Here is a 23,473-nt window from a genome sequence, read left to right as displayed (position 1 = left end):
GGGCGCGCGGCGCAGCCACTCCCACGGCCGCGGCATAACGCGCTTTCATCACGGCGGCGGCGTTGCACTCACTCCTGGCCGCCGCCGCACGCAGCGGCGCATGGCCGCACAGCGCTTGTTCGCGCCTCATCACAGCATGTCCCACTGCATCGACAGGTAATAGCTGCGACCGGTGACACCGGTCATCTGCCAGCGGCTGGCGATGTCCTTGTAGGCCTCCTCGGTGCGGTTGGTGAGATTCAGGCCACCCAGCTGGAAGCTCAGCGTGTCGTTGACCTGGTAGCCAAGCACCGCATCCAGCTGGGTGCGCGCCTTCATGGTGTGGCCTTCGCGCGCGAAGAAACTGTCGCTGCTGTCCTGTTCGTACTCGCTGCGGTGGTTGAGCGAGACGCGCGCCGAATAATGCGTGCTCTCCCAGTACGCGGTGGCGTTCCAGGTCTGTTCGGACAGGTTGCGGATCTGGAAATCGGTATCGCGCTGCGGAATCACCCGGGTGAAGTTGGTGGTCACCCCGAAGCCGTCGATCGGCAACCAGGCGTCCAGCGATTGCGTCCAGCCCAGTTCGTAGCCGCGGATCTTGACCTTGCTCGGGTCGTTGGTGGTGGCGGTGATCTCGTAGATATCGCCACCGCTGTCCACGCAGTCGCCGGCCGCGTTGCTGGACAGCGCAGTGCCGTTGAAGGCGGCCGGGCAGACGATGCTGTTGAAGGTGCCGTTCTTGATGTTCTTCCAGAAGCCGGCCACGGTGAGCGCGCCACCGTTTCCGTAGTACCACTCCAGGCTCAGATCGGCCTGGTCGGCGGTCAGCGCCTTCAGATCGGTCTGGCCCTGGGTGACGACATAGGTCGTCGTGCCGCCGGTATTGGTGCCGGTGGAAATGGTCGAGGCGATGGCGGTGTTGCTGTCCAGGATCGGCCGCACCAGTACCTTGGCGGCGGCAAAGCGCAGCAGCAGGTCCTCGCGCATGTCCAGCACCAGGTTCAGGCTGGGCAACCAGTTGGAATAGTCGTACGGCGCACGCGCGGTGCCGATCACCACATTGGCATCGTCGCTGGCGGCCTGTGCCTGGGTCAGGTAGGTGTCGGTGGTGCGCTTGGTGTTTTCGTAGCGCAGGCCAAGGTTGCCGCGCAGGCGCATGCTGCCGATGTCGGTGTCGATGCGCGCCATCGCATAGGCCGAGGAAATGTCGTTCTCGATGCTGTAGCTGCTTTGCGGCGCGAACAGCACCGGCACGCTGATGCCGGCCGCCGCCAGCGAGCGCGCGTAGGCGGCGATATCCGGAGTGACCCAGCTGTCCTGCGAGGCGAGCTGCCCGTCGAGGAAATTGCTTACCGTGCTGTTGGCGGCCGACAGTTCCGGGAACATGTCGAAGCCCGACACCGCACCGGTCCTGAGCAGATACAGGAAGTCGCGCCGGCGCACATCACGCTCAAAGGTCTCGCGGCGGTATTTGGCACCGAAGCGCACCGCATTCAACGCACCCAGCTCCAGATACCGTTCGGCATCCAGCTGCAGCGACCATTCCTTGTTGCTGAGCGACTGGATGGAACCGTTGGGATACTCGCTACGCACCAGATTGGCCTTGTCCCAGGCGCTGGCATCGGTGGCGTCGGCATCGGTGGTCAGCGAGATCGCGTCGGGATTGGAGGTGTCCAGCAGCGTCGCCGACGGAATCCGGCCCAGGATCGCGGCACGTTCGTTCTCGTCGGTCTTGCCCTGGGTGTAATTGGCCGCGCCACTGAGCGTCCAGGCATCGCCCTTCCACTTGAAGTCGTAGGTGAGCAACTGCGTGGACAGGTCGTGCTGTTCGATCTGGCGGTTGTTTTCCAACCAGTAGTCCGATGCCGCCACCTGCGTGGCGGTCAGGCCGTTGGTCTGCAGCACCGTCAGCGGGGTGCGCTCGAACGAGTACACCAGCTGGTTCATGTCGTTGGCGGTCTTGTCCTGCGAATACAGCGCAGTGAGGTTCATCTCCAGCTGGTCGTTGGGCTTCCACTGCAAGCCGCCGTTGAACATCTTGCGCGTGGTCTCGCGCTCGATCGAGCGATAGCGCGGGCGACGCGGAATGTACACGCTGCCGGCGTCGGTGTCCTGCGTGTACCAGCGGTCGATCCACAGATAATCGGCGCGGTCCTTGAGCTTCTGGTAGCCGGCGCTGAGGAACACGCCCAGCTCGCCGCCGCCGACCTTGAACTGGTCGATATAGGTCAGCACGCCCTTGGGCGTGGGCGAGCCACCGGCGAATTCCGCATACTGGGTCTTGGCCGAGAACAGCAGCTTGGTCTGCTGGTAATCCAGCGGTTTGGTGGTGTTGATGTTGACCGTGCCGGACAGGCCACCGGCGTCCATGTCCGCCGACGGCGACTTGATCACCTCGATCCCGGCGGCCACTTCCGGCTGGATGATGTCGTAGCGGAACCCATCGGTGAAGTCGGCGCTCTTGATCACCTGGCCGTTGATGGTGGTGGCCGAGTACTGCGGGCCCAGGCCACGCACGCTGATGGTGGAGCCGCGCCCGTTGATGGTGGAGATCTGCACGCCCGGGATGCGCTGGATCGCCTCGGCGATGTTTTCGGCGGGAAACTTGCCGATGTCCTGCGCGGAGATGCCATCGGTCATGCGCACGTCGTCGCGCTTGTTGTCCATCGCGGTGATCAGGCTCTTCTGGTAGGAGCTGGTGACCTTGACGGTGTCGAGCTGGGAAATCTGCGCCGATGCCGCTGGCGGCGATTCCTGCGCCCGCGCGTTGGCGCCGCAGGCAAGCAGCGACAGCGCAATGGCGAGGGACAGCGAGGAGGGCGAACAACAACGCAACGCGGCACGCGGGACAGGTGACATGGGAGATCCTGAGGTGGAATGGCTGGACGACGACGCGGCTGGCATTCCGATCGATCAGCGCTGACAGATCCCGGCGTTGGGCAACCCACCCACACGCGCACAGGCCACCAGTTCCGGACGTCCGGAACCGCCTGCGATCTGTTGTCTGCGAGCACCCCGTACGGCCCCCCGTGGGTGCCGATGCCGTCTCCCTCCCAGGACGGTCATCGCCTGCCATTGCTGATCAACGGCCCTGACTGGCAAATACCAATTCAGTGGATTTGATTCTTATGGTCTTTAAAAGATCCTGTCAACAGTCACTGTCGAAAGCGTTTGACTGGCGGCTGCAAACGCGCCTAAGCCCTGCTTTTCAAGACCTTCGACGGTGCAGAAAGGATCATTCGGGTGCGTGGCGGGCATCGTTGTCACAGGACCAGTCGCTGACCAATCCCCGGTAACCAGACCAATTCCGGTCGATCCGGAATGTGTGGGCCGCAGTGCACGCGTTGCGGGCTGGATCACAGTCCATACCGCACGCTCCCGTGTATCGGAAGCAGCACTTCTGCCTTATCGAAGCAACCCAGCAACTGGCGCAATGACTACGCAGGGTCCTACGCCGACAACGTTGTCAACGGATCAATGAACTGTGCCTTCGCAGCGGCCACGATGAAGACACCAGCCTCCAGGCATGCACGCTAATGGTGCAGGCGACAGATTTCTCGCCGCGCCGCGCGTAACAGCAGTCCTAGCGCAATTGCCCCTGGTCGATGCGCAACAAGCTGCGCTCCGGGGTGGCGGCGAAGCCCAGCAACTGCAGGCCCACGCCCAACACTGCGTCCTGCCCCGGATCGATGCGTGACTGCAATTGCCAACGCCCATCGCGCCACACTTGCAGCTGTGCATCGGCCTGCACGCCGGCAGGCAACGGTGCATCGGGCAGCAGACTCAGCACGGCGCTGTCATCCACGCACCGCGGCTGCCCGGACAAGCGCAACGGCGGCAGACCGGGCAGCTCGCCCGCCCCGCTCGCCAGCAGTTGCAGGCCGACCCGCCCACCTGCCTGCACGCAGCCGGTGGCATCGAACAGCAGATCCACCTGCTGCAGCTCCACCGCCAGATCGATCAAGGCCATGCCCGCCGGCTGACGCAACAGCAGCTGGCCCTGCGCATCGCCGATACCGTGTTGCGCGCCATCCACCAGCAGCAGTTGCAGCTGCGGGGCCTGCAGGTGCACCTGCCGCTGTCCACGCAACAGCGGCCAGATGCGCGGCCGCACCATGACATCGCCAAAGGCGATGCCTTGCCATTGCACCTGCCGCAAGGTGCCGGCCCATACCGGCCCCTCCACGTCCAGCGCCGAGAACGGCAGCCCGTCGCGTGGCAACACCAGGCGCAAGGGCAGCCATGCCAGCAGCGCAACGCCCACCATCAACAGGAAAACCAGGGTCCAACGCAGGCGCGTCACGGTGCAGGCTCCGCAAACCCGCAGCGTACCCGCAGTTGGCCCTGGTCGCGCACGATGCTCAGCTGCGTCGGCGCCAGACCATGCGCCTGGCGCAGCCGCTCCAGCCAGCCGAACAAGCTGGCGGCGCTGACCGCATCGATCTGTACGTCCACCCCGCCCGCTGCGTTGCGCTGCTGGGCGGTGATGCCGACACCGGCATCGCGTGCGCTGCTTGCGATGAGCTCAGCCAGTGCCGCCGTACCAGGTGCAGCGGTACGCCTGCTCGCCGATGCCTGCGCAGATGCATCGAGTACCAGCTGCGCCGCAGCGGCATAGCGCGCCTGCGCCTGGGCACGCCAGTGCCGCAACGGGGTGTAGAGCGCATACCAGGCGACGAACGCGGCCACGGCAGCGCACATCACGCCCAGCATCAGCCGCTCGCGCGGCGCACGTGCCTGCCACCACTGCATGCCGCGTTGCACAGGTGCAGTCATCGCAATGGCTCCAGCGCAAACGGCGTCCGCAGGCGATCGTCCTCGCCCTGGCTGCTGCCGGGCTGCAGTTGCCACCCCTCCCCGGCCAGCCGCGTGGACAACTGTTGCAGGCTGGCGCCATCGGCGTGCAGCAGGGTGCCGCGCAGCGGCTGTGTGGCGTGATAGTCGATCTGATCCAGTTCCGCCGCCGGCATGGCATCGACCGCTGCGAACAAGTCGCCGAGCTGCATGGCCAGGCGATCGGCCGCTGCCCCGGTATGCCGGCGTGCCTGCAGCGCGGCCGGCACCGCCGCCGCATCGCGCACGCCCAACTGCGCGGCGGCGCGTGATTGCAGCAGGCGCGCGCCGAGTTCGTAGCGCAGTGTCTGCGCCAGCAACAGCACCAGCGGCGACAGCAGCACCAGCGCGGCCAGCACCGCAAGACGGCGCGGAGTGACCGTCTGTGCAGCGGCCGGCCTTGCAGCGAATGCGTGTTGCAGCAGGTTGATCGGCGCGCGCATGGCGCATCGCGCAAAGCCGGCAATGGCTTGCGCGGCGTCAGGTGTCGGCGGCGGTACCGGCGCGCGTTCGCCCAGCAGCATGCGCGCGGCCTCCGGCTCCAGGCTGCAGGCCAGCCCTGCGCCGCGGATCAGCCAGCGGCCATCCCAGTCCACCACTGCTGCCGCAGCGTCCGCGCCGGGTTCCAGCAACAGGCAATCGGGCACCACCGCGTCGGGAACGACACCAAGTTGCGCTGCGCGCGCCAGCCACTGCTGCATCACCGCGTTGTCCACCGCAGCGACCAGACGCGTGCCATCGTTCTCGACATGATCGGCGATCACCACATGCAGGGCCGGCGTCTCGACCGCCAGGTGCTCGGCCAGCTGCAGGCGTGCAGCCGCGACCGATTGCGCGATGCTGCGGCCGGGCAAGCGCAGCCAGCGCAGATGTACATCCACGCCCGGCACCACCAGCACGGTACGTGCGGACGGTTCCCACGGCGCGCTGGCCGGGCGCTGCGACAGCACCTGACCCTGCGCATCCACACGCACGGCAATCGCCGGCGCAGCGGCATCGGCGGGCAGCAACAGCAAGCTGGTACTCATTCGTCGGAACTCCATTGACGCGCCACCAGCCGCACGCGCCCTGCAGGGTCTTGTTGCAGCAAGGCATCCAGCATCACCTGCGCGCCTGCATGGTCGACCTGGCTGTAGAGCGAGAAGTAACTGGTGCGCAGTGCGATCTGTTCCAGCACCGCATTGGAAGGCTCGGCCTGGATCAGCGCAGGCTGGCTCAGAAACGTCCTGACCTCGCGCCATCCCGCGGCGGGCCGCGCGGCGATGACGCGGCGCGCGGCCGGCAGTTCCAGCACGCCTTCGGTCAGTGCCACCAACACCGGCGCATCCTGCAGACGCAGCGTATTGATATTGATCGGCGACAGGCGCGCTTCCGGCAATGCACACACATACGGCCGCAACTGCGCGATCACCTGCGGCGTGTAGCCGGCAATGGCGCGCAGCTCGCCGACGCCCGCCAGCAGGGTCGCACCGGTGCGTCGCGGCACTGCCAATTGCAGATAGTGTGCGTCTTCGGCCCCCTGCGTGCCGGGTTGGCTGTCGCTGTCGATCCAGTCCACCAGCGCATCGGTCAGCGCCTGTGCCTGATGCGGTGCGATGCCCAGCACGTCCAGCAATGCGCGGTACTGGCCTGCGCCGTCGTCGCTGCGCTGCCATTGCTCGGGCGCACCGGCGACCACGCTGTTGAGATTGAAGCAGCCGCCGCGGTCGCGCAGCCGCACGCTCACTGCGCCGTCGTCCAGCGGAAAGGTCACCGGTTGATCGTTCCAGCCACCCTCCAGCGTGGTGCGCATCGGGTCGCGCCTGGCCAGTGCCTGCAGGCGTTGCCGGGCGATGGTTTCGGTGCCCAGCGCATACCACTGCGCCTGCGTCATCGCTTCGCCGTTGCCGCTGCGGCGCAGGCCAAAGCGCAGATCGTCCAGCACCGCGACCATCAGCAGCGTCATCACCGCGACCAGTAACAGCACCGTCAGCAGTGCGACGCCGCGTTGCTGCCTGCGTGCATTCAAGGCCGTCATCCGCGCCCCTCCGGCAGCAGGAACAACTGGCGTACGCGGCCCCATTGTTCCAGGTCCAGCTCCAGCGAGATCGCATCCGGCAGCGCGTCGAGCCCCCCGCTCCAGCCGTCGCTCCACTGCGCGCGATAGTGGAACCCCACCACCGCCGAGCGCACGCCATGCAACACCACCTGCGGCGTGCCGGCGACCGCACCGTCGAGGGCCGGACGCGCACTGCGCTCCAGGCGTCCGTCGACCAGGCGGTATTCCACGTATTGCAAGGATGCGCGCGGCGCCTGATCCGGATTGCTCCAGCCGCGTCGCACAAAACCGAACAGGGGCCCGGGCACACCGGGCGGGCTTGCGACGAACGCGGTGCGTGCAGCGCTGCCTTCGCTATTGCGCGTGCGCCGCACTGCGGCCTGTTGCAGGTCGCTGCGCAGCAGGCCATGGGCAAGCTGGAACTCGCGCACCTGCTGCAGGCGCGCACGCACGGCATCGCGCTGGTCGATGCTCTGGCGCATCACCACCACCGCCGCCACTGCCGCCAGCGCGAACACCGCCAGGGCGACCAGCAGCTCGATCAAGGTGAAGCCCGCGCTGCCACGGACACACGCTGCACTGCGACGCGCGCGGCTCATTCGGCACTCCGCAGCACACTCAGGCTGGCGAGTTCCTGCGCCTGCGCTGCGGCCCGCACCCGCACCTGGATGCGCACGATGCCCGCAGCGCCGGCCGGCATCGACTGACGCTGCCAGTCCCAGCTGCGTCCGCCCAGCGTTTCCTGCCCGTTGGCCGGTATCAGTGCTGCGGCCGTGGGCGCGAGCATCGCTTCGATCGCCTGGTTTTCCGCCACCACCGCGGCCAGCGCACGCTCTTCCAGCACCACCGCGGTACGCGTACTTTCGCCGGACAGGTTCAGCAGGCCAACCACGGCCATGCCGAAGATCGCCAGCGCGACCATCAGTTCGAGCAGCGAGAACCCGGCGCAGGCATCGGGCTTACCGTAGGGGCGCATCGACCCGCACCACGCCGGCGGCGTCCACCACCACCTGCAGCTGTTGTTGGCCGTCGGCCAGCGCGATGCGTTGCGGCGTGGCCGCACCGGTGGGGTCGAAGCGCACGCTCACCTGCGTACCGCCCACCGGCATCTGCGCCTGCACGCCGGCAGGCCAGCGCATCGCGGCGAAAGGTTTTTCATCCAGCGGCACCCAGCGTTGCTGCGCCTGGCGGCGGAATGCATAACCACCGGCATCGATGCTCACCTCGACCATGCGCAGGCTCAGGATCGCCTCGTCGTGTGCATGGCCCAAGGCACCGGCCAATGCATCGGCCTGGTCGTGCAGGTCGCGCCGCGTATCCGGCAAGGTCAGCACCACCAGCGTGCTGGCGAGTGCGGTGATCACCAGGACGGCGAGCAGTTCGAGCAGGGTGAAGCCGCGCGCCTGCGCCCGCGACGCACATGTCCGTGCTTGCCTTGCGATGGCCGTTTGCGCGAACACTGCCGCGCCTCAGCGCCAGTTGCCGATATCGGCATTGTCGGCGTCGCCGCCTTCGGCGCCATCGGCACCGAACGAGTACACATCGAAGCCACCGTTGCGGCCCGGGCGACGGTACTGGTATGCGTGTCCCCACGGATCTTCGGGCAGGCGGCGGATATAGCCGCCCTGGCGATAGCGCTCCGGCCGGGTCAGGCCGCTCGGCGCGGTGAGCAAGGCCTGCAGGCCCTGTTCGGTGCTCGGGTAGCTGAGGTTGTCCAGGCGATAGGTCTCCAGCGCCTGCTCCAGCACCGCCACGTCGGCACGCGCCTTCTCGACCATGGCGCGGTCCTGGCTGGGCATCACGTTGATCATCACCACCGTGGCAAGCAGGCCGATGATGACGATGACCACCATCAACTCGACCAGGGTGAAGCCGCGCGTTCGCGCTTGCGAGGACAGCGAGCAAGGACGTTGGCGGTGACGGATGGACTGCATGAGGATCTCCAGGAATAAGCGGCCGCGCTCAACCAAGCGCGAGGGTGTTGAATTGCAGGATGGGCAGCAGGATCGACAGCACGATCACCGCCACCACCCCGCCGAGCAGCACGATGATGGCCGGCTCCAGCAGGCTCATCGCCGCGGTGGTGAAGGAGGCGAACTCGCGCTCCAGATAATCGGCGGCACGTTCCAGCATCGGCGCCAGGCGCCCGCTGTTTTCGCCGCTGGAGGCCATGTACAGCAGCGTCGGTGGAAACACGCCGGCGCGCTTCATCGCCGCGGCCAGGCTGCCGCCTTCGCGGATTGCCGTGACCATGCTGTCGGTGGCCAGCCGCAAGGCGCGGTTGTCGACAGTGCGCGCGGCGATCATCAGGCCTTCCATCAGCGGCAACCCGCTGTTGACCATGATCGCCAGCGTGCGGGCCATGCGTGCGGCATGCAGGTCGCGGATCAGCCGGCCGAGCAGAGGCGCACGCAGCACCGCACGGTCGGCCGCCAGGCGCAGCTGCGGGCGCTTGAGCAGGCGCAATGCGGCGATCACCGCAATGACCAGTGCCGCCAGCAGCGGAATGCCTGCATGCAGCAGGAAGTTCGACACGCCGATCACCGCGCGCGTCAGCAGTGGCAATGCGCGGCCCATCGAATCGAACTGATCCACCACCTTGGGCACCACGAAGGTCATCAGCACGATGACCACCGCACCGGCGGTCAGGGCCAACGCAGCCGGATAGACCAGTGCAGACTGCAGCTTGCTGCGCACCTGTGCCTGCCGCTCCAGCAGATCGGCCAGGCGCTCCAGCACCTGCGGCAACGCGCCGGCGCTTTCGCCGGCGGCCACCATCGCCCGATACAACGGCGGAAACGCACTGCCCTGGCGCGCCATCGCATCCGACAGGCGGAAGCCTTCGACCACCAGCCCATGCGTCTGGCTGGTGACCCGGCGCACGCCGCGACGCTCGGACTGCGTGCCGATGGTGCGCAGCGCTTCCTCCAGCGGCGCGGTCTCCACCAGCGTGGCCAGCTGGCGGGTGAACAGCACCAGATCCTTGCCGCTGAAACGCGCCGGACGCACGCTGCTGGCCGCCACCGCCGCCTCCACGCGTACCGGCACCCACTGACGCTGCTCCAGTTGCGCGCGTGCACCCTGCGCCGAGTCGGCGGTGATCACGCCCTGGCGGCGATGCCCGTGCAGATCGAGCACGGTGTAGTCAAACCGCGGCATGCGCATCGTCCTGCTGGCGGGTCACCCGCAGCGCCTCTTCCAGTGTGGTGAGGCCTTGCAGCACCGCTGCACGCGCGGCATCGCCCAGGCGCGGTGCGCGTGCGAAGGCCACCGCCGCCAAGGCATCTTCATCGGCGTTGTCGCCGATCAGCCGACGCATCGCATCATCCACCGCAATGGCTTCGTAGACGCCCACACGCCCGGCGTAACCGCTGTGATGGCAGGCCGCGCAGCCCACCGCGCCGTAGAGCGTAGCATCGGCCGGCGCCTCCAGCATCTGGCGGGTACCGGCATCCAGCGGGCGCGGGGCGCGGCACTGCGTGCACAGGCGTCGCACCAGCCGCTGGGCCAGGATCAGCCGCAGGCTCGATGCGAGCAGGAACGGTTCGATGCCCATGTCGCGCAGGCGCGTGACCGCGCCCACCGCATCGTTGGTGTGCACGGTGGACAGCACCAGGTGACCGGTCAGACTGGCCTGCACGGCGATCTGCGCGGTCTCGGTGTCGCGGATCTCGCCGATCATCACCACGTCCGGATCCTGGCGCAGGATGGCGCGCAAGCCGGCCGCGAAGGTCATGCCCACACGCGCGTTGACCTGGGTCTGGCCGACGCCGTCGATGGCGTATTCCACCGGGTCCTCCACCGTGAGGATGTTGCGCGAGCCATCGTTGAGCAGGCTCAGCGCCGCATACAGCGTGGTGGTCTTGCCCGAGCCGGTCGGCCCGGTCACCAGCACGATGCCGTTGGGCACCTGCAGGGCGCGCTGCACCGTGTGCATCACCGCCGGGGGCATGCCGAGCTGGGCCAGCGACAAGGTGCCCTGCTCCTTGTCCAGGATGCGCAGCACCACCCGCTCGCTGCTGCGCGTGGGCAGCGTGGACACGCGCACGTCCAGTGCCTTGGCACCCATCACCAGCGACACGCGGCCATCCTGCGGGATGCGTTTTTCGGCGATGTCCAGCCGTGCCATCACCTTGACGCGCGACACCAGCAACGGCGCGATGCGTCCGGGCAAGGTGGCCGCTTCGCGCATCACCCCATCCACGCGCAGCCGTACGCGCAGCCGCGATTCGTAGGATTCCAGATGTACGTCCGAGGCGCCCAGGCGCGCGGCCTCGGCGATGATGCCGTTGATCAGGCGGATGATCGGCGCATCGTCCTGGCTGTCGAGCAGATCGGCAGTGGGGATGTCGTCGATCAACGAATCCAGGCTGCCGTGCAGGTCCAGCGCCTCGACCTGCACACCCTGCTCCATGCCGGCATCGGCATAGATCTCCGACACGTGCCGGTCGAACACCGACGGTGCCAGCGTGCGGACCTGCAACGGCAGGCCCAGCGCACGCCGCAGCTCGATCAGGGCCTGCACATCGCCGCCTTCGCGCAGGCCGATCTGCGCGGCGCAGTCGCTGCCGAGCAGCACCACGCCGTGGCGCTTGGCGAACGCATAGGAAATGCTGGCGCGCGCAGTGTTCATGGCATCAGCGCTGCACGGGACGCGCGCCGGGCGCAGGCGTTGTTGCCGGCGCCGGCACGGCTGGCGACGGCGCCGCCGGCAGCTGCGGCGGTTGTGCGCGCAGGTAGTCGCGCACCAGTGCATCGAGCGCGGCTTCCGGGTCGCCATCGGCCAGCTGGCGATCGCGCAGGTAGCTGTAGCGCGGTGCGGTCATGCGCTGCGCATCGGCCGCGTCGCGGATGATGGTCGGGCGGATGAACACCATCAGGTTGGTCTTGTCGCGGTTGCGCGACTTGTGCCGGAACAGCGCGCCCAGCCCGGGCACATCGCCCAGCAGCGGCACCTTCTCCACGGTCTGCCGGTCGTTCTGGTCGAGCAGGCCACCGAGCGCGACGATGGCGCCGTTTTCCACCACCACGCGGGTTTCGATCTGGCGCTTGTTGAACACCAGCTCCGACGACTGCGCGCTGACCGGCCCGGCAATGGCCGAGACTTCCTGCTTGATCGCCAGGGTGATGCCGCCGGCGGTGTTGATCTGCGGGCGCACTTCCAGCTCCACGCCCACGTCCTGGCGCTGAATGGTGCGGAACGGGTTGTCATTGGCCGCGCCCAGCACTTCGCCGGTGGTGATCGGCACTTCCTGGCCGACCAGGATGCGTGCCTGCTCGTTGTCCAGGGTCATGATCGACGGGGTGGACAACAGGTTGGATCCGGTGTCGCTCTTGACCGCATCGATGATCATGCCGAACACCGCATCATTGCTCTGCCCGGCCAGCCCGATCAGGCCGCCGCTCAGGCCCAGCAGCGATTGCGCGGCCACATTGCGCGCCTGTTCCAGCACCGAATCGTCGTCGCCGTTGTTGCTGCGCGTGCCGGCCGCCGCCGCAGCCAATGGCACGATGCCCGGCGACGCGCCGCTGTACTGCGTGGCGATCAACGGCACCGTGCCATTGCGGCCGGCCAACAGCAGCTGCACGCCCAGGCGCTTGGCGGCGGTATCGGAAATCTCCACCACGATCGCTTCGACCAGCACCTGCTCGCGATGCACGTCCAGCTGACGGATCACATCCATCAAGGCGCGCTGGGTTTCCGGGTCGGCATTGATGATCAAGGCGTTGGAGCCGGGGTAGCGCACGATCACCGGGCGCTTGCCGGCGGCCGGCGTGATCACCTGCGTCTGCGCAGCGCCCGCAGCAGCGGCGGCCACATCCACCGCGCTGGAGCGCGTGTCCTGCCCGGGCTGCGCCTCGTTGCCCGGGGTCTGCCCGACCAGTTGCTGCAACACCGGCAGCAATTGCTCGGCGCTGGCGTGTTGCAGCCGCACCACGCTGACATCGCCGCGACGTTCGGCGCGCCCATCCAGATCCACCGCAGTGCGCACCACGCGCTGCACCAGTGCCGGGTCGCCACGCACGATCAGCGAATTGCTGCTGTCCACCGGCAACACCGACAGCACGTTGCTGCGTTCGCCGGCCTGCCCGAACAGCGAGGTCAGCGTGCGCGCCAGTTCCTGCGCGGAACTATTGCGCAAGCTCACCGTGTCGATTGCCGCGCGGTCGGTGTCGATCTGCGCGACCAGGCCACGCACGCGGCGCAGGTTGTCGGCGTAGTCGGCAATCAGCAGGCTATTGCCCTGCGGCATCGCCATGATCACGCCGCCGCGGCCGATCAGCGGCTTGAGAATCTCCGCAGCGCTGCGTGCATCCACGCGCTGCAGGGTGAACACCTGCGTGGCGAACCCCAGGTTGCCGTTGGCCGCGCTGCCGGGCTGCTGCGCAGCGGTATCGTCGGGAATGATGCGGTAGGTCGACGGCCCGCTGGACACCGCGATCAAGCCATTGGCACGCAAGACCGCCAGCAGCATGCCGAGCAGGTCCTGTTCCGACATCGCCTGCGCACGCGCCACGTTGACCGTGCCCTGCACGCGCGTGTCCACGATGAAGGTGATGCCGGTGGCACGCGACACGTCCTGGATGAAGGCACGCAGGTCCACGTCCTGCAGGCGCACGGCCGGTGCGTCGGCGGCATGCAGCGACACCATCGGCACCGCCGGCAGTGCGAGCAACAAGGCGGCCGAAAGCAGCCATGCGGGGCGGGCAGCAGTCATTGCGGGCGCTTCAAGGTCATGGTGTGGGTCTGGCCGTCGCGGCGGTAGGTCAGCGTGGCCGCCTGGCCATCGCGCAGTTCTTCCTGCAGCTCGCGCAGGTGTTCGGCATCGAGCGTGCGGCCATTGAGTTGGGTGAGCACATCGCCTGGGGCCAGGCCGGCCTGGCGCAGCAAGGCCCCATCGCCGCGCGGCATCACGGTGAACCCGCTGCCGTCTTCGCTTGCACGCAGGCCGGCGGTGGTGAGCAGCTGTTGCGGGTCGACAGCCATTGCCGTGGCCGCGCCAGCCGCTGCGCCGACATTCGACATCACCGCAGGTGCGGCGCTGGTGGCTGCTGCCGCGCTCGTTGCTGGCGAGGGGGGTGCCGACGACGCTGTGGATTCCACCAAGGCCAGACGTCGCACGCCACCACCGGTACGCAGCAGCACGTGATCGCTCGCGATCGCCTGCACCGTCACGCCAGCTACCACGACATCGCCGATGCGATACGCGCCTTGTCGGCCATCGCCACTGCTCAGGAACGCGGCCGCTTGCGTGCCGCCTGTGCGGACACCATGCAACACGATGCCGTCGCTGCTGGCCTCCGGAACGCTGCGATGGAACACATCGCGGCGCAGTGCGGGCAGCTCCGCCTGTGCAGGCGTGGCGACCTGGGCGGTACCCAGCGGCCCGATCGGGGTGATCACCACCCACAACACGCGCGCGCATTGCAGCGCCAGCAGCGCGAGCAGCACGCAGGCCACCGCGGTGCGACTGCCACGCGCCGACATCAAGGGTTTCAAAGCGGGCAAAACGCGCTGCAAAGCGGACATCCGTCTCAGGATTGCGGTCGGATGACAGAATGCGGCCGCAATGTGTCAGTTCGAAGAAAGCGATGACACAGGCCGACACACGGCAACACACCCGCAGACGAAAACGCCCGCCATGCGAGGCAGGGCGGGCGTTTTCGTTATCGGTGGCAGGCGCCGGATCAGAAGCGCGCTGTCACACTCAGGTCATATGTCACGCCGGGCTGGTACTCGTACAGGTCCACCCGGTTGCTGCCCAGGCTCTGGTACTCCTGGTAGCGGGTCTTGAGCAGATTGCGTGCGGCGAAGTTCAGCGACAGCGTATTGCCCGACCACACCAGGCCTTTCTTGATCACCAGATCCAGCGAAGTACCCGGCTTGTCGATGTAATCCGGTTGCCCGGGGCGACCACGCGCGGACACCCGCTCGCCGACATAGTTGGCGATCAAGGTGGCCTGGCTGTGGGTGCTTTCGCTTTCCACGCCGATCTGCAGGTTGGCGATGTCGTCGGACTGCCCCTGCAGGGCCGAGCCATCACGGATGAACAAGGTCGCCTGCACCGGCGCAGTGAAGCCGAACGGCTGCACGGTGTCGCCATCGCTGGCACTCACTTCCGACGTGGTGCGCGTGTAGTTGCCGGACAGGAACACCCGGTTGTCACCCCACCAGTCGGCCGCGATCGGCAGGTCCAGATACTTCTTGGCTTCCAGCTCGATGCCGTACAAGGTGGCTTCTGGCGCATTGATGAAGCTCTGCACGATGCCGCCGCCCGGTGCATCGTTGACGATGGCCTCGATCGGCTTGTCGATGCTCTTGTAGAACGCGCCGACGGTGAAATACTCACCTGGCTCGAAGAACCACTCGTAACGCGCATCCAGGTTGACCAGCTCGCTATCGACCAGGAACGGGTTGCCGAAGAACTGGCGGTCGATATCCGGGTCCAGGTACTGCTGCGGCGCCATTTCGCGGAACTGCGGGCGGGCGATGGTCTTGGACGCACCAAAGCGCAGCTGCTGGTTCTCGGCAAAATTCCAGGTCACCGTGGCCGATGGCAGCGCGTAGCTGTTCTCCAGCGGCGCCACGCTGTCCTGGCGCACGCCGGTGAAGATGTCGTACGGATGCACCGCCTGCGTGGCGTCTTCGTAACGCACACCGACGGTGGCCCGCAGCGTCGGCACGATCTCGCCTTCGGCCTGCAGATACGCCGCCTTGACCTTCAGGGTCGCATCGTACGCAGCCGCACCGAAGCTGCCGGTGGTCTCGCGCAGGCGCAGCAGATCGTTGCTGAGGTTGTAATCGGAGATCAGGTAATCCACACGCTGGAACTGGTTGTAGAACGGCAACGGGCCGTCCAGTGCCAGGAAGCGGAATTCACGGCTCCATGCGCTGCGGTCGTTGTCCAGATAGGCCAGACCGCCCTTGACGGTGAAGTCGTGCTCGATCGGCAAACGCCAGGTCACATCCACCCCGCCGCTGGCCACGGTGTCGTCGACCTTGCTGAAGCGGGTGTAGTTCTGCACGCGCGAAGCATCGTGCGCCCAGTAGCCATCCAGCAGCTCGTAGCGGATGCCGGTTTCGTACGGCACATCGCGGCTGGCGTTGGCCACCGCTGCGCGCCATTCAATCTTCAAGTCGTCGTACTCGCCGAACGCGTGCGTGCCGCGTAGCTGGTTGTTGATCAGCTGGCGCTCGTACCACTCGGTGTTGTCGTCGCGCACATCGAAACCGGCCAGTTCGTCGCGGCCGGCGCGGCTGCGCGCGACCTTCAACGCATCGTGCACATACAAGGTGGTCCAGCCGATGGTGTGGCTGCCGTACTCCCAGCCCAGGCCCAGCATGCCGTTGGTGCGCACGTTGTTGCGGGTGGTGGCGAAGTCGTAGTTGGAATTGAACTCGACCGTATCGCCGACAAAGATGCCATCCTGCTGCTTGCCGGTGCGCGTGCGCCACTCGTTGTCGTAGCTGGCCACCGCGATGATGCCCAGCTTGGCCTCGCCCACGTCCATGCTGTAACCAGCGCTGCCGCCGACATTGACGTCCGGGGCGATGCTGTCCTTTTCCTGCAGCACGTACAGATTGGCGTTGTTCAAGCTACGGCCGATGCTACGGATGTCCTCGCGCGAAAAACTGCCCAGGTCCACGCGCCGGCCGCTCTGGATCGCATCGCGCAACGCGCCGGGCTGCTTGCGGGTGCCATCGTCATAGCCCCACTCGTCATCGCCGGAGCCGTAGTAGGTCAGGCCTTTTTCGCCGGTGCTGACACTGTTGACCCCGCCGCCGACGGTCAGCGACAGGAACGGCTTGTCCGGCACCGCCATCGATTGCAGATCGATCACGCCGCCGCCGAATTCGCCCGGATAATCGGCCGAATAGGTTTTCTGCACGGTCACGCTGTCCAGCACGTCGCTGGGAAACAGGTCCAGCGGCACCACCCGCTGCATCGGCTCGGGGCTGGGCAACGGCGAACCATTGAACAACGCCGAGGAATAACGCTCGCCCAGGCCGCGCACATACACATACTTGCCGCGCGACAGGCTCAGGCCGGTGACACGCGTCAGCGCCACCGCCGCGCTGCTGTCGCCGGTGCGCTCCATGTCCTCGCGGGTGACGAACGAGGCCACCTCCGAGGTCTGCAGCATCGGTTCGGGAATGTATTCGCCACGCACCACGACCTGGTCGAGTTGCTTGGGCGCACTGGTGGTGCTGCTGGTGCCAGTGGTGGAGCCGGCATCGGTGCTGGTCGACTGCGCCAGCGCAGCACCGGAAAACAGCAAGGTGGAAATGGAAAGAGACAGGCCCGTCCGCGAGAGACGGGCGACAGCGGAGGTTCGCATCGTGGGAGCCCTGGCAACTGAAAGATGAAGCTGGACGCGTCGCAAGGCGGCCGTATGGCCACCTTGCGATGCTGTGCCTCAGCAGGGACGATCGGCGGTCAGGCCGCAGGTCCAGCCCTGCCACCAGGTGTCGTTGGCATCGCGCACGCCACCGATGTAGTTCACCTGCTGGAAGAAGCTGCTCACCCCGTTCAAGCCCTGGAAGGCCGGCACGGCGCTTTCGTTGGCGCCATTGACGAAGGTGTTCTGCAACGTGGATACGCCATTGGCGACATTGTTGGTGCCGGCCGCAAACTGGGTAGCCGCACGCGCATCGGTGCCGAAGGCGGTCGGGCAGGCGAAGAACACCGAGTTGAAGGTCCCGAGCGTGTCGGTATCGGCCAGGTTGAAGCACACCAGGCCATCACCGCTGCCACCGGCCGGACGCGTGACGACCGAGTTGTAGAACGCGGCCTGCGTGCCCTGGTTGAGCATGATCGCCGCACCGGCACGCGCATTGCCCACGTAGGTGAAGTTGGCCACCTTCGGACGCGAATACGGCTGGCGACGCAGGCTGCTCCACTCGTTCATGCGGTCGCCACCGCCGGCGCGCTGCACCACGATGCCGAACTGCAGGGCGCCGCTCCAGCCGGCGTCGGTATCCAGCGAATCGTCGTCGGCGCCGGTGATCACGATGTGGCTGCCGTTGACGGTGCCACCGAACCATTCGATCCCGTCGTCGGAGCTATTGTGGATCTGCACATGATCCAGGCGCGTGCCGCTGCCCACGCCGGCCAGGGTGATGCCCTGCAGCTCGTTGTTGGGCGAAATTTCGAAGCCCGAATACATCACCCGCAGGTAGCGCAGGGAACCGCTGTTGTCGGTGGCGCTGTTACCGCCGTAGAAGGCGTTGGTGCCTTCCACCTGCGCCTGACATTCCGGCGTGCCGGAGACCGTGGTGCCCGGGCAGTTGTTGATGGCCGCGCGGCCCAGCACCACGATGCCGCCCCACAAGCCGATGGTGTTGGCGCTGACCTGGCCCTCCAGGGCCTGGCGTGCAGTGAACACGATCGGGGCAGTGGCGCTGCCTTCGGCAAAGATCTGCGAACCGCGGTTGACCACGATGTAGTCGCTACCGGCCGAACCGAACAAGGTCACGCCCGGTTCGATGGTCAGGATGCCCTGCGTGCTGCCGGCGGCCGGAGCGATGGCATTGCCGCCGCGGTCGGTGCCCACGTTGACGCGTCCGCTGATCGAATACGCCGTGCCCGCACGTGCCGGCACCACCAGATTGCCGTTGATGGTGTCCGGCAGCTGGCAGGCGCGCAGCGTGTTGTTGGCGATGGTGCCGACATTGGAAAAACCGGTCGGGCAATCGGCGGCCGGGCCGGTCGGTGCCGGAGCCGGCGTCGGTGCCGGCGTGGGCGCCGGAGTCGGTGCGGGAGCCGGCGTCGGTGCCGGCGGAAATGCGCCCTCGCCGGGCGAGGCGACACGATCTGCACCACCACCGCAGGCCGACAACGCCAGCGCGGTACCAAACGTCATGAGAAGTGTCTTGCTGCTATTGCGAACGGACATGCGGCTGATCTCCAGGTCAAAAAAGGTCCGGTATGAAGAGGAGTCGTCAAGAATTGGCTGCGTTCCGCCCACTGCAGTGGCGAGCACGTTCTAGATCCCCGTCACTTTTATAGGGGGTGTCTGTGTCATTTGTCTTACCACGACACAATTGACATATGCCTGCCACACAGTGACATGCACTGTAGCGGGATGACCTCGACCACCATCCCCGCCGCACTGGGCGACTGGATCATTGCGCAGGCAATGGCCGGCCAACCGCCCGAACAGGCGCTACAGCCGCTCCTGGATCAGGGCTGGAACGAACAGGACGCCATCGACGCAGTCGAAGCCCTGCTGCGTAACCACATCCAGCACCACGCGCAGACACATGGCCTGCCGGTGCCGGTGCGCGTGCCGGCGGTGCTACGGGACAACGATGCCTCGTTGCTGGACCTGGGCGATCGCCAGGTACGCGTGCTGGTCAGCCTGTTGCTGCCGCGCGTGGTGGTGCTGGGCGATTTTCTGTCCGATGCCGAATGCGATGCATTGATCGCGCTGGCGCAGCCACGCCTGGTGCGTTCGCGCACCGTGGACAACGACAACGGCGCGCAGATCGTGCATGCCGCGCGCACCAGCCACAGCATGTGCCTGCAGCTGGGGCAGGACGCGCTGTGCCAACGCGTCGAAGCACGCATCGCACGCCTGCTCGACTGGCCGGTCGACCACGGCGAAGGACTGCAGGTCTTGCGCTATGCCACCGGCGCCGAATATCAGCCGCACTACGATTACTTCGACCCTGCTGCCGCAGGCACACCGGTGTTGCTGCAGGCCGGTGGTCAGCGCGTCGCATCGTTGGTGATGTATCTCAACACGCCAGAACGCGGCGGCGCCACGCGCTTTCCCGATGCGCACCTGGACGTGGCCGCCGTCAAGGGCAACGCAGTGTTCTTCAGCTACGACCGCCCGCATCCGATGACACGCAGCCTGCACGCCGGCGCGCCGGTACTGGCCGGCGAAAAGTGGGTCGCGACCAAGTGGCTGCGCGAGCGTGCAGTCCGCCTGCCCGGCTGAGAGCGGCGTCACAGACGTACGTAATCGCCCGGTCGTCGATGATCGTGATGCAACCGGATTATCCCCATGCAGATCCACTCAGATACACGACGTACAACGCAGCCGAGATCTGCAACGGCATGGTTCTTCAGTCGCGATCGGATGTTTGAATCAAAAGCACGGTGAGTCGATGGCGCGGCGCCCTCACCACTTGCGGGACACGCCGTGAACCCATCCCTGGGACCGTGTGGCGGCATCCATGCCGCCACACGGTCCCGCAACCGGCGAGGACGCCGCACCAGAGGGTTAATCGGCTGTTTTCTTGAAAGCGTGTTACTGGGCTTGCGGTGAGCAGACAAGACGTTTGCAGGTTGCGTGTTGGAAGCCTGTCTGCCGCTCGGCCTGCGCGAGGAACGGATCGGACACAACATGATTCAAACAAGGCACGCCATGCCCTGCTTGTAACTGCGCACACCGACCATCTCCACAGGTCCTTGCCCGCTCACCGTCGCGGGACCTTACGCGGCATGGATGCCGCGTAAGAGCCTACAAGGACGTACTTGCAGCGTGTCCTGCGAGGGTGGGCGGGCAAGGGCCCTGCAACCAAGCGTCAGATCGACCGCTCTACCGCTGATCCATCCGCACGTTCCAAGCCCTCAGATACACGACGTACAAAGCAGCCGAGATCTGCAACGGCATGGTTCTTCAGTCGCGATCGGATATTTGAATCAAAAGCACGGTGAGTCGAGGGCGCGGCGCCCTCACCGCTTGCGGGACACGCCGTGAACCCGTCCCTGGGGGCTCGGTGGCGGCATCCATGCCGCCACACGGTCCCGCAACCGGCGAGGGCACCGCACCAGAGGGTTAATCGGCTGCTTTCTTGAAAGCGTGTTACTGGGCTTGCGGTGAGCAGACAAGACGTTTGCAGGTTGCGTGTTGGAAGCCTGTCTGCCGCTCGGCCTGCGCGAGGAACGGATCGGACGCAACGTGATTGAAACAAGGCACGCCATGCCCTGCTTGTAACTGCGCATACCGACCCTCTCCACAGGTCCTTGCCCGCTCACCGTCGCGGGACCTTACGCGGCATGGATGCCGCGTAAGAGCCTACACGGACGTACTTGCGGCGTGTCCTGCGAGGGTGGGCGGGCAAGGACCCTGCAGAAAAAACGCACATCACCCGCTCCACAGCTGATCTATCCGCAGAGCCGTCGATCGGCCACTCCTCCTTGCAGCGTGTCCCGCGATGCTGGGCGGGCAAGGATCCTGCAGAAAAACCACGAATCAACCGCTCTACACGAGACCTATCCGCGCCGCCCGAACATGCGCTTGTCCATCCGTAGCATCACCCACCGCAGCGGCGTCCACGCCAGGCACAAGCCTGCGAGGATGCCCAGCGTATCGGCCAACGCATCATAAGGATCCGCGCTGCGGTTGGTGGTCAGTGCCCCTTGCGCGATCTCGATGCCGATCCCCAACAGTACCAATCCGAATGCCGCAGACAACAGCGCGCGCCGGGTGGCGAACAGCTGCACCGCCCCCCAGCACAACAACGCGAACGTCAAGAAGTGCTCGCCCTTGTCGCTGTTGGACGGCAGTTCCGGAAACTCCGGCGGCGGTCCCATGCACACTGCAATCACCACCAGGATTGCGGCGATCCACACGCCTACCCACAACCGTGGTCGATGGAACGGCCGCAGCGCCGGGCTTACAACCGCCATGTGAGATCGCCCGCCAGAAATGCCGGCGCAAAATCGACATCGCGCGCAAACCCCATTACCTGGAAGCGCTCGCCCATTTCGCTGGGCAAGGTCAGCCGCTTGATCTGCTCGCGCAAGCGCATGCGCCCTACTTCATCGGTGCGCGTATCGGCCTGTGCCAGCAACGCATCCAGGCCGTTGCCGAGCAGGAAGCTGGCTTGCGTGCAGTAGCCAGCCAACTCGAAACCGGCCCCGGTGCCGGCCTCGGCCAACGCGGTGAAGTCCACCGACGCGGTCAGATCCTGCAGGCCCGGCCAGCGATACAGATCCTCATGCATGCGATGGCGATAGAACGCGCGCAAGGTGCCGTCTTCGCGCTGCGCACGATAGAACTCGCCACGCGGGTAACCGTAGTCGACGAACAGCATCGCGCCGCGCTTCAACCCGCCGGCCACGGCCTGGATCCAGTATGGCAACTGCGGCAGCAACTCGGAGCGATAGCCATCGGCGAAGGGCTGCTCCAGATAGCGTTCCAGATGCCGCACCGCCGCGCCTAGCAATGCGTCGGCCGGCTGCTCGCCGCGCGCGAACTGCTGCTGCGCATCCAGCACCACGGTTTCCTCATACACCTCGCCGTCGCGCAGCGTGAAGCGCGGCGTGGGCAATGCGTCGATCACCTCGTTGGCGAACAGCACCCCATCCCAATCGTCCGGGAACGGACCGTCCAGCCATTCGACCAGGTCGAACACCGGCGGGATCAGGCTGCGTCCCAAACGCTCACGCTGACGCTCGCGCAGGTCGGCGCTTGGCTCCAGGATCGCGTAACGCTCCGGCAGCGCATCCAGCTCGAGCAGGCGCTTGAGCGTGACTTCGGCGAATGCGCCGCTGCCACCGCCCACTTCCAGCACGCGCGCCTGCGGCCCGAGCTGCTGCAGCACCGGCGCCAGCGCACCGGACACAGTGGCCGCGAACAAGGGTCCCAGCTCCGGCGCGGTGACGAAATCGCCGGCCTCGCCGAACTTGCTGGAGCCGGCGCTGTAATAGCCCAGGCCCGGCGCATACAACGCCAGCTCCATGAAACGCGAAAACGGAATCGCACCACCGGCGGCGGCAATCTCGGCGCGCAGATGCGCGGCCAGCTGCTCGCTGTGCGCCAGGGCGTCCGGATCGGGAATAGGAAGGTCGGCGTGCATGCGGGCACCGGTTGCGGGGACAATGCACAGGATAGCCGAGCCCTTTGCAACGCCGAGCGAGTACGCCATGACAGACAGTTCCAAGGTGGTGTTGATCACCGGTGCAGCACGCCGTATCGGCGCGCAGATCGCCACCACGCTGCATGCGGCCGGCTACCGCGTCGCCCTGCATGCGCACCGCTCCGGCGAGGCGCTCGGCGCGCGTGTAGCGGAGCTTTGCGCGCAGCGCGCCGGCAGTGCGCAGGCCCTGCGCGCCGACCTGCGCTTGCCGGAGGCGCCGGCGCAGCTGGTTGCCGACTGCATCGCCGCGTTCGGCCGCCTGGATGGCGTGGTCAACAATGCCTCCGCGTTCTATCCCACCGCGCTCGGCGCAGCGACAGCCGCGCAATGGGACGAGTTGTTCGCCGTCAATGCACGCGCGCCGTTCTTCATCGCCCAGGCGGCCGCCGCGCAGCTGCGCCAGCACCGCGGCGCCATCGTCAACCTCACCGACCTGCATGCGCAGCAGCCGATGCGCAACCATCCGCTGTATGGCGCGTCCAAAAGCGCGCTGGAGATGCTCACCCGCTCGCTCGCGCTGGAGCTGGCCCCAGAGGTGCGCGTCAACGCGGTCGCGCCCGGTGCGATCCTGTGGCCGGAGCAAGGCAAGTCTGCAGACGCCAGGCAGGCGCTGCTGGCGCGCACGCCGCTGGCGCGCATCGGCACGCCCGAGGAAATCGCCGAGGCGGTGCGCTGGCTGCTGGACGATGCCGGCTTCGTCACCGGCCACACCCTGCATGTGGATGGCGGCCGCCAGCTCAGTTGAG

At 66.6% G+C, this 23,473-nt stretch carries 19 protein-coding genes; 2 read left to right on the top strand and 17 right to left on the bottom strand.

The annotated features are described in order from the left end of the window. Window positions 1-129: 129 nt before the first annotated feature. The 15 genes from H7A86_RS03620 to H7A86_RS03550 form a co-directional block, all read right to left on the bottom strand. Window positions 130-2,838, bottom strand: coding sequence for a TonB-dependent receptor (locus H7A86_RS03620; RefSeq protein WP_119130700.1), 2,709 nt, complete (start codon window positions 2,836-2,838; stop codon window positions 130-132). A gap of 724 nt (window positions 2,839-3,562) precedes the next feature. Further along, window positions 3,563-4,246: a type II secretion system protein N gene (gene gspN / locus H7A86_RS03615; protein WP_425509749.1), complete on the bottom strand. Its 684-nt coding sequence runs from the start codon at window positions 4,244-4,246 to the stop codon at window positions 3,563-3,565. A gap of 32 nt (window positions 4,247-4,278) precedes the next feature. Further along, window positions 4,279-4,755 (bottom strand): type II secretion system protein GspM, encoded by a 477-nt coding sequence (gspM, locus tag H7A86_RS03610; protein ID WP_104644878.1) that lies wholly within the window; start codon window positions 4,753-4,755, stop codon window positions 4,279-4,281. After that, on the bottom strand, window positions 4,752-5,840 hold the full coding sequence (gene gspL / locus H7A86_RS03605; protein WP_119130699.1) for a type II secretion system protein GspL: 1,089 nt from the start codon (window positions 5,838-5,840) through the stop codon (window positions 4,752-4,754). The genes gspM and gspL overlap by 4 nt, the downstream gene beginning before the upstream one ends. Then, window positions 5,837-6,829, bottom strand: coding sequence for a type II secretion system minor pseudopilin GspK (gspK, locus tag H7A86_RS03600; protein WP_119130698.1), 993 nt, complete (start codon window positions 6,827-6,829; stop codon window positions 5,837-5,839). Before gspK ends, gspL begins: the two co-directional genes overlap by 4 nt. Beyond that, entirely contained in the window at window positions 6,826-7,449 is a 624-nt protein-coding gene (gene gspJ / locus H7A86_RS03595) for a type II secretion system minor pseudopilin GspJ (protein WP_119130697.1), read from the bottom strand. Before gspJ ends, gspK begins: the two co-directional genes overlap by 4 nt. Beyond that, entirely contained in the window at window positions 7,446-7,826 is a 381-nt protein-coding gene (gene gspI, locus H7A86_RS03590) for a type II secretion system minor pseudopilin GspI (RefSeq protein WP_119130696.1), read from the bottom strand. Before gspI ends, gspJ begins: the two co-directional genes overlap by 4 nt. Then, window positions 7,810-8,292 (bottom strand): GspH/FimT family pseudopilin, encoded by a 483-nt coding sequence (locus tag H7A86_RS03585; protein ID WP_119130729.1) that lies wholly within the window; start codon window positions 8,290-8,292, stop codon window positions 7,810-7,812. Before H7A86_RS03585 ends, gspI begins: the two co-directional genes overlap by 17 nt. A 27-nt stretch (window positions 8,293-8,319) precedes the next feature. Further along, window positions 8,320-8,784 (bottom strand): type II secretion system major pseudopilin GspG, encoded by a 465-nt coding sequence (gspG, locus tag H7A86_RS03580; RefSeq protein ID WP_104649727.1) that lies wholly within the window; start codon window positions 8,782-8,784, stop codon window positions 8,320-8,322. Window positions 8,785-8,812: 28 nt separating this feature from the next. Then, entirely contained in the window at window positions 8,813-10,009 is a 1,197-nt protein-coding gene (gene gspF / locus H7A86_RS03575) for a type II secretion system inner membrane protein GspF (protein WP_119130695.1), read from the bottom strand. Continuing rightward, window positions 9,996-11,483, bottom strand: coding sequence for a type II secretion system ATPase GspE (gene gspE, locus H7A86_RS03570; RefSeq protein ID WP_104583803.1), 1,488 nt, complete (start codon window positions 11,481-11,483; stop codon window positions 9,996-9,998). Before gspE ends, gspF begins: the two co-directional genes overlap by 14 nt. Window positions 11,484-11,487: 4 nt before the next feature. Then, the gene (gene gspD / locus H7A86_RS03565; protein WP_119130694.1) at window positions 11,488-13,569 is read right to left on the bottom strand and encodes a type II secretion system secretin GspD; all 2,082 of its coding nucleotides are present in this window, start codon (window positions 13,567-13,569) and stop codon (window positions 11,488-11,490) included. Beyond that, window positions 13,566-14,381, bottom strand: a complete 816-nt coding sequence (locus tag H7A86_RS03560; RefSeq protein ID WP_119130693.1) for a type II secretion system protein N — start codon at window positions 14,379-14,381, stop codon at window positions 13,566-13,568. The genes gspD and H7A86_RS03560 overlap by 4 nt, the downstream gene beginning before the upstream one ends. Window positions 14,382-14,539: 158 nt before the next feature. Then, on the bottom strand, window positions 14,540-17,191 hold the full coding sequence (locus tag H7A86_RS03555) for a TonB-dependent receptor domain-containing protein (protein ID WP_119130692.1): 2,652 nt from the start codon (window positions 17,189-17,191) through the stop codon (window positions 14,540-14,542). Window positions 17,192-17,269: 78 nt separating this feature from the next. After that, window positions 17,270-18,748, bottom strand: coding sequence for a hypothetical protein (locus tag H7A86_RS03550; protein WP_119130691.1), 1,479 nt, complete (start codon window positions 18,746-18,748; stop codon window positions 17,270-17,272). A 189-nt stretch (window positions 18,749-18,937) separates the two neighbouring features. Here H7A86_RS03550 and H7A86_RS03545 point away from each other — a divergent pair, with 189 nt between their 5' ends. Then, window positions 18,938-19,798, top strand: a complete 861-nt coding sequence (locus tag H7A86_RS03545; protein ID WP_119130690.1) for a 2OG-Fe(II) oxygenase — start codon at window positions 18,938-18,940, stop codon at window positions 19,796-19,798. Window positions 19,799-21,078: 1,280 nt separating this feature from the next. On the opposite strand, the gene H7A86_RS03540 is transcribed toward H7A86_RS03545, so the two are convergent. Next, window positions 21,079-21,495 (bottom strand): VanZ family protein, encoded by a 417-nt coding sequence (locus H7A86_RS03540; RefSeq protein ID WP_119130688.1) that lies wholly within the window; start codon window positions 21,493-21,495, stop codon window positions 21,079-21,081. Then, a complete protein-coding gene (locus H7A86_RS03535; protein WP_180496884.1) occupies window positions 21,483-22,736 on the bottom strand; it encodes a class I SAM-dependent methyltransferase in 1,254 nt (417 codons plus the stop codon). The genes H7A86_RS03540 and H7A86_RS03535 overlap by 13 nt, the downstream gene beginning before the upstream one ends. Between H7A86_RS03535 and H7A86_RS03530 the strand changes: the two genes are divergently transcribed. Continuing rightward, window positions 22,735-23,472 (top strand): pteridine reductase, encoded by a 738-nt coding sequence (locus H7A86_RS03530; RefSeq protein WP_119130687.1) that lies wholly within the window; start codon window positions 22,735-22,737, stop codon window positions 23,470-23,472. The genes H7A86_RS03535 and H7A86_RS03530 overlap by 2 nt on opposite strands. Window position 23,473: the final 1 nt, after the last annotated feature.

The organism is Xanthomonas euroxanthea, assembly GCF_903989455.1.
Taxonomy (GTDB): domain Bacteria; phylum Pseudomonadota; class Gammaproteobacteria; order Xanthomonadales; family Xanthomonadaceae; genus Xanthomonas; species Xanthomonas euroxanthea.
This window is presented reverse-complemented; position numbering and strand designations above follow the sequence as displayed.

What these genes read in the sequence shown, in the direction of transcription:
- H7A86_RS03620 (WP_119130700.1), bottom strand. Translation starts at nt 2,838, where the DNA reads ATGTCACCTGTCCCGCGTGCCGCGTTGCGTTGTTGTTCGCCCTCCTCG.
- gspN (WP_425509749.1), bottom strand. Translation starts at nt 4,246, where the DNA reads ATGGTGGGCGTTGCGCTGCTGGCATGGCTGCCCTTGCGCCTGGTGTTG.
- gspM (WP_104644878.1), bottom strand. Translation starts at nt 4,755, where the DNA reads ATGACTGCACCTGTGCAACGCGGCATGCAGTGGTGGCAGGCACGTGCG.
- gspL (WP_119130699.1), bottom strand. Translation starts at nt 5,840, where the DNA reads ATGAGTACCAGCTTGCTGTTGCTGCCCGCCGATGCCGCTGCGCCGGCG.
- gspK (WP_119130698.1), bottom strand. Translation starts at nt 6,829, where the DNA reads ATGACGGCCTTGAATGCACGCAGGCAGCAACGCGGCGTCGCACTGCTG.
- gspJ (WP_119130697.1), bottom strand. Translation starts at nt 7,449, where the DNA reads ATGAGCCGCGCGCGTCGCAGTGCAGCGTGTGTCCGTGGCAGCGCGGGC.
- gspI (WP_119130696.1), bottom strand. Translation starts at nt 7,826, where the DNA reads ATGCGCCCCTACGGTAAGCCCGATGCCTGCGCCGGGTTCTCGCTGCTC.
- gspG (WP_104649727.1), bottom strand. Translation starts at nt 8,784, where the DNA reads ATGCAGTCCATCCGTCACCGCCAACGTCCTTGCTCGCTGTCCTCGCAA.
- gspF (WP_119130695.1), bottom strand. Translation starts at nt 10,009, where the DNA reads ATGCCGCGGTTTGACTACACCGTGCTCGATCTGCACGGGCATCGCCGC.
- gspE (WP_104583803.1), bottom strand. Translation starts at nt 11,483, where the DNA reads ATGAACACTGCGCGCGCCAGCATTTCCTATGCGTTCGCCAAGCGCCAC.
- gspD (WP_119130694.1), bottom strand. Translation starts at nt 13,569, where the DNA reads ATGACTGCTGCCCGCCCCGCATGGCTGCTTTCGGCCGCCTTGTTGCTC.
- H7A86_RS03560 (WP_119130693.1), bottom strand. Translation starts at nt 14,381, where the DNA reads ATGTCCGCTTTGCAGCGCGTTTTGCCCGCTTTGAAACCCTTGATGTCG.
- H7A86_RS03555 (WP_119130692.1), bottom strand. Translation starts at nt 17,191, where the DNA reads ATGCGAACCTCCGCTGTCGCCCGTCTCTCGCGGACGGGCCTGTCTCTT.
- H7A86_RS03550 (WP_119130691.1), bottom strand. Translation starts at nt 18,748, where the DNA reads ATGTCCGTTCGCAATAGCAGCAAGACACTTCTCATGACGTTTGGTACC.
- H7A86_RS03545 (WP_119130690.1), top strand. Translation starts at nt 18,938, where the DNA reads ATGACCTCGACCACCATCCCCGCCGCACTGGGCGACTGGATCATTGCG.
- H7A86_RS03540 (WP_119130688.1), bottom strand. Translation starts at nt 21,495, where the DNA reads ATGGCGGTTGTAAGCCCGGCGCTGCGGCCGTTCCATCGACCACGGTTG.
- H7A86_RS03530 (WP_119130687.1), top strand. Translation starts at nt 22,735, where the DNA reads ATGACAGACAGTTCCAAGGTGGTGTTGATCACCGGTGCAGCACGCCGT.
- H7A86_RS03535 (WP_180496884.1), bottom strand. Translation starts at nt 22,736, where the DNA reads ATGGCGTACTCGCTCGGCGTTGCAAAGGGCTCGGCTATCCTGTGCATT.